Genomic DNA, 4755 nt, shown 5'->3' on the forward strand with positions numbered 1-4755 from the left:
CCGCTAGCATCAGGCAGGTCATTTTTGCTTTCGTCCTGATAGGAGATAAGGACTTGGCCTTGAAGCTTGGCATAGACGAAGACAACCGTCTGATCCTGACTGTTATAATCCAGGCTGGCAGTATCAGTGCCGGTCACCTTCTTACCGTTGACAAGGATGTAGCTCAGCTTGTAGCCGACAATCTGAGGGGCAGTGAACTTCTTGCCTTGCTCGCCATACTCAACAGTGCCGTGATCAGAAGTCTTGCCGCTAGCATCAGGCAGGTCATTTTTGCTTTCGTCCTGATAGGAGATAAGGACTTGGCCTTGAAGCTTGGCATAGACGAAGACAACCGTCTGATCCTGACTGTTATAATCCAGGCTGGCAGTATCAGTGCCGGTCACCTTCTTACCGTTGACAAGGATGTAGCTCAGCTTGTAGCCGGCAATCTGAGGGGCAGTGAACTTCTTGCCTTGCTCGCCATACTCAACAGTGCCGTGATCAGAAGTCTTGCCGCTAGCATCAGGCAGGTCTTTACTGCTTTCGTCCTGATAGGAGATAAGGACTTGGCCTTGAAGCTGCTTGGCAAAAACAAAAGTAACTTCTTGATTAGCGTAAATATCAGGTCCGTCATCATTAATTAATAGTTTGAAATCCACGATATCTTCAGCTGAACCAGGTGTAACTTCGCTTCCGTTAATTAAAATCTTCTTTAAACTGTAATTAGTAATATGTGCATTCTTATAACAGTCAAATTCTTCAGCAGCTTTAGGAACTTCAGGTGGTTTTACTATGTTATCGACCTCAACAGTATCAGGTACAATTTTGCCATTCTGATCAGTAACCTGGTTACCATTCTCATCACGAAAATGGACAAAAACTGGATTTGCTATGGTTGATATAAAGGTATCAGAAATGTTACTACTGAGATAATTTTTTTCAACCTGTTTTGAAGTCCATTTTTCAGTACCTTCTGGGTTACTAATACTTCCAGATCCTAAGCTGTTCCAGATTGCTTTATTCTGAAAATCGGAAAGTCCAATTTTATTATCCTTTCCTAATTTCAATACTTTTAAGCTTTCCAAGGTAAGTAACATTCCCGCGACGTTTGAGGTGTTAGCCATATTAAAGCTGTGAATATCTAAGTACCTTAAATTAATACAATTGTGAAACATGTTGTACATGCGTGTCACTTTGACAGTATTAAAGTTTGATAAATCTAATTTAAGCAACATTGTTGAATCGGAAAACATTTCCGACATATCTGTTACTTCTGAAGTATCAAGATTATCCAAACCTTCAATCGTTTTTAATTTGGTTAAGCCATGAAATAAGAACTTGACTGATCCAGATAACTTAAGCTGACCGTCTATTTTGATATCAGTAATATCTAGTGGATTAACTCTTGCAATATATCCCGTATCTGAGGTTCCCAAAATTGGGTTAGGATTACTAACTGCAACTGGCTTTTCTTTGGTGCCGCCATAAATTGTCAACGATTTTTGAGTGGTATCATAACTGACTTTTATATTGTTCCAATTGCTCTCGACAATATTAGGGTTCTCAGTATCTCTTTTACTAATATCACTATCAACTAAATCAGTATTATTTTTCTCAGAAGCAGCAGATGAATTTGCTGAATTGTCATTGTCATTGATGTTGTTGCTATCATTTGTCTCTTGACTTGAATTACTGTTATTTAATTGTTGATCATTAGCAGCATCTTTATCCATAGTTTCTGATTGTTCTGTTTCGAAAGAATCAGTCGAAGTAGATTCCGTAGGAACTGCTTTAGAAAGCTGAGTTTTACTGCTACTTTGGACATTTTGTGCCATTAGATACCCTGCCGATAAGCTATCGGCTTTAACTGCCTTAGGGTTAGCACTGAAAAATCCTATAGCTGCGGCTGTCATGCCCCCAACAAACAACTTTTCTCCTTGTTTATATATATTCTTGTGTGTTTTCATATATATCCTCTTATAATCAGGTTTTTATTACGCATTTAGTATATTGCGGGTTTTTTTGAAAGTCAACGCGACTTTTAGAGATGAAAAATATTTTATATTAAATTTGATAGAACGTTATTTTATTTACTTAAAGTTAAACTGTCCTTTTTGCACACATACCAAAATATGAATAATTTATATACAAGTATACTAATATTGCTAATTTGTGATAAAATACCAGTTTAGCTATGCTGATTTTTTAGTGTCTAATAGTAGATATTGCATTATTAATAAAAGTAATTACTATTTTTATTTTAAGTTATAAAAAAAGAACTCAATAATCAGCACTGACTACTGATTAAATTTGTTAATATATTATTACTTTGTAAAAGATTACTTTCTTAACAAATTGGTTCTTACCTATGATATAGTAAAATTAATTATTAAACTTAATGGTCCTGCAATACACTTTTATCTGTTGATTTTTATTTAATAATTTATTATTAATTGGTTTGGCTTTTTAGTGTAAATATAAGCATTGTGTTTCAGTTTACGTTTAACACCTGAAACGTTGCTGACTGAGCCACTATTTGTGTTCTTTGTATATATATGTTCTCTAAGATTTTAGTTGGATCGGTTGGGATATCATTTATCTTTATAGGTTTTGCAACAGTACAAGTATAACCAGCTCTATTCTTAACTGGCACTTCAAAAGGTTCTTTATCCAAGAATACATAACCATCTGGTGAAATTTGGTTTCCGCTTTAGTTCTCATAATGTACTATAACGTTATAGCGAATAAATTCATCTTTAGTTATTTTTTAATAATTGTCTACTTTATCTTGTAAAGTCCAAGGTAATTTTGACGAATCTAAGGATAGACTGTTTTCAAATTCTTTTTCAGTTCCATTACCCACGTTCATCCATGTATTGGTATAGCCATTAGTAAGTAGACTTGTACCTTCAAATTTATTCGTTCTACTGATACTTATGGCGCATAAACTATCCAATCCTGCAAGTATGTTTATAGTTTTATTCTTATCCTTATTCTTCAAGCCCGTCAAATCAACAGGCACATTTGTCATGTCAAAATTTTGGGTATCAAGCTTTTGCAATGAGTTACAGTAAGTAAACATATTAGACATGTCAGTAACTTTAAAAGTATCGGGATTGTCAAGTCCTTCTATTGCGATTAATTAGTTAAGTCCATTAAAAAGTGCACTGGCAGATCCATAAATTTTAATAGTTCCTTTAAACTTAATTTTCTTGATGTCAGTATCGTTTTTAACTCCCTTAATGTGAAAAGCGTAGTCTATATCATTATTTTCATTATGAAATAGTATCATTGTAAATAGTTAATAAACCTTGTGTTTTATCCCATTCCAGTTTAGATCAGGAGTAGGAGTGGCGTCTTTTTAGTTTCGTCTTCTTCTAAAGTAATAGGAGAGTTAGAAATTTTTAATCTTGTAGTTACTGTGGAAGGTTCTGTATTAGCGCTATTGTTGACTAATGTGTTGTTATTAGTATTATCACCTTTTGTAGCACTAGTGGAGATAGAACTCTCTGAAGTTTTGGTTGCCATAGAAGTATTTGAGTTATTTTCAGTATTATTTGCATCCTATTAATAATATTCTTAGTGGAATTAGGATACGTATTGCCATTACTGGACACTGTATCGGCCTTAACAGATTCAGGATTAGTTTCAAGTAAACCTAGAACAGTAGCAACGATACTAGTAAATAAATATATATATGTAAAAAAATAGTAAAAAGTTTCTACATATCTTATTTAGGACAAAGTTTTATTGCATATAAAAACGTCTCTCAATTACTAAATTTTGAGAGACGTTTATGAAAAATGTGCTTTTGCTAACTAATAAAAGCTAGCTTTCTTTCGATACTTGCTTAACTGTATATCATAATACTTTTACGATTACTTTAGTTGGCTATATAAATATAGGATATGATCTTCACGCTTAGAAGGCTTTTGTTTTGAATTAGTCTTTCTTACGCTCAAGCCAAGCAGCACCTAGAGCGGTGGCCAAGGCCAAACCTCCTAGTGCCAGCATGGCTAAACTGTTGTGTTTCTCTGCACCAGTTTGTGGCAAGGCATCATTGCTGCTGCCTTTATCCAGCTTGCCTTTTTGTGGGTCAGCGCTAGCAGTATTGTTTAATTTGCGACCTGCAGCCGCCAGTTTAGCAGGGCGATTAGCCTGATGCTTGTTAGCTGTGAGACCTTTGACTGATTTGGTGGCAGATTTTTGATCATGTTTGCTTATGCGGTGCTTTTTATGTGACTTCTGGGTAGACTTTTTATTTGATTTCTTGCTGTTCGGGATTGGCGTAGGTCTATTATTGTTATTGTTAACTGTATTGCTACCATTACTGCTATTTAATCCTGAACCATTTGAATCACTGGAACCGTTTGGAGTGATAGAGCCATTGGAGTTGTTAGAACTGTTTGAACTGCTAGAACCAGTGGAAATGCTGGAACCGTCAGAACTATGAGAGCCGTTTGAACTGCTAGAGCCAGTTGAACCTTCAGAGCCAGTCGAACCTTCGGAACCAGTTGAACCAGTTGAGCCTTCAGAGCCAGTCGAGCCAGTCGAGCCTTCAGAGCCAGTCGAGCCAGTCGAACCTTCAGAGCCAGTTGAACCAGTTGAGCCTTCGGAACCAGTCGAACCTTCAGAGCCAGTTGAACCAGTTGAACCTTCAGAGCCAGTCGAGCCAGTTGAACCTTCAGAACCAGTCGAGCCAGTTGAGCCTTCGGAACCAGTCGAACCTTCAGAGCCAGTTGAACCAGTTGAACCTTCAGAGCCAGTCGAGCCAGT

General features: G+C 36.4%; 5 protein-coding genes. All 5 read right to left on the reverse strand.

The features are described from left to right. The coding region (locus LDM92_RS09530; protein ID WP_223903039.1) for a BspA family leucine-rich repeat surface protein at nucleotides 1–1946 on the reverse strand (1946 nt) is incomplete at its 3' end. A gap of 468 nt (nucleotides 1947–2414) precedes the next feature. After that, complete coding sequence (locus tag LDM92_RS09910; RefSeq protein WP_373868664.1) at nucleotides 2415–2534, reverse strand: SLAP domain-containing protein; 120 nt, start codon at nucleotides 2532–2534, stop codon at nucleotides 2415–2417. Nucleotides 2535–2746: 212 nt separating this feature from the next. Then, complete coding sequence (locus tag LDM92_RS09535) at nucleotides 2747–3061, reverse strand: hypothetical protein (protein ID WP_223903040.1); 315 nt, start codon at nucleotides 3059–3061, stop codon at nucleotides 2747–2749. 60 nt (nucleotides 3062–3121) lie between these two features. Beyond that, nucleotides 3122–3271, reverse strand: coding sequence for a hypothetical protein (locus LDM92_RS09540; RefSeq protein WP_223903041.1), 150 nt, complete (start codon nucleotides 3269–3271; stop codon nucleotides 3122–3124). A gap of 650 nt (nucleotides 3272–3921) precedes the next feature. Next, nucleotides 3922–4755, reverse strand: an 834-nt coding sequence (locus tag LDM92_RS09945) for an LPXTG cell wall anchor domain-containing protein (RefSeq protein ID WP_238480666.1), incomplete at its 5' end; no start/stop codon positions are given.

The sequence above is a fragment of the Lactobacillus laiwuensis genome, from assembly GCF_019972835.1.
Taxonomy (GTDB): Bacteria; Bacillota; Bacilli; order Lactobacillales; family Lactobacillaceae; genus Lactobacillus; species Lactobacillus laiwuensis.